Annotated in this window: 1 rRNA gene; it reads right to left on the bottom strand. The window is 56.8% G+C overall.

What is annotated here, in order from left to right:
* Positions 1-1,152 (bottom strand): 23S ribosomal RNA (locus HNR31_RS18405); the annotation flags it as partial.

Here is a 1,152-nt window from a genome sequence, read left to right as displayed (position 1 = left end):
GCGATGGGAAATCTCATCTTGAGGGGGGCTTCACGCTTAGATGCTTTCAGCGCTTATCCCTTCCGCACATAGCTACCCAGCGGTGCCCCTGGCGGGACAACTGGTACACCAGCGGTGCGTCCATCCCGGTCCTCTCGTACTAAGGACAGCTCCTCTCAAATTTCCTACGCCCGCGACGGATAGGGACCGAACTGTCTCACGACGTTCTGAACCCAGCTCGCGTACCGCTTTAATGGGCGAACAGCCCAACCCTTGGGACCGACTACAGCCCCAGGATGCGATGAGCCGACATCGAGGTGCCAAACCTCCCCGTCGATGTGGACTCTTGGGGGAGATAAGCCTGTTATCCCCGGGGTAGCTTTTATCCGTTGAGCGATGGCCCTTCCATGCGGAACCACCGGATCACTAAGCCCGACTTTCGTCCCTGCTCGACTTGTAGGTCTCGCAGTCAAGCTCCCTTCTGCCTTTGCACTCTACGAATGATTTCCAACCATTCTGAGGGAACCTTTGGGCGCCTCCGTTACTCTTTGGGAGGCGACCGCCCCAGTCAAACTGCCCACCTGACACTGTCTCCCACCCCGATCAGGGGTGCGGGTTAGAATTTCAATACCGCCAGGGTGGTATCCCACCGTCGCCTCCACCGAAGCTGGCGCTCCGGCTTCTCAGGCTCCCACCTATCCTGTACAAGCGATACCAAAATTCAATATCAGGCTGCAGTAAAGCTCCACGGGGTCTTTCCGTCCTGTCGCGGGTAACCTGCATCTTCACAGGTACTATAATTTCACCGGGTCTCTCGTTGAGACAGTGCCCAAGTCGTTACACCTTTCGTGCGGGTCGGAACTTACCCGACAAGGAATTTCGCTACCTTAGGACCGTTATAGTTACGGCCGCCGTTTACTGGGGCTTCGGTTCGCACCTTCGCGTAAGCTAAGCGCTCCCCTTAACCTTCCAGCACCGGGCAGGTGTCAGCCCCTATACTTCGCCTTACGGCTTCGCAGAGACCTGTGTTTTTGTTAAACAGTCGCTTGGGCCTTTTCACTGCGGCTCTCTCGGGCTGGAGACCCAAGAGAGCACCCCTTCTCCCGAAGTTACGGGGTCATTTTGCCGAGTTCCTTAACGAGAGTTCTCCCGCGCACCTTAGGATTCTCTCCT

The organism is Thermaerobacillus caldiproteolyticus (assembly GCF_013761245.1).
Lineage (GTDB): Bacteria > Bacillota > Bacilli > Bacillales > Anoxybacillaceae > Thermaerobacillus > Thermaerobacillus caldiproteolyticus.
The sequence above is the reverse complement of the archived record's forward strand: the minus strand, read 5'-3'. Positions and strand labels throughout refer to the sequence as shown.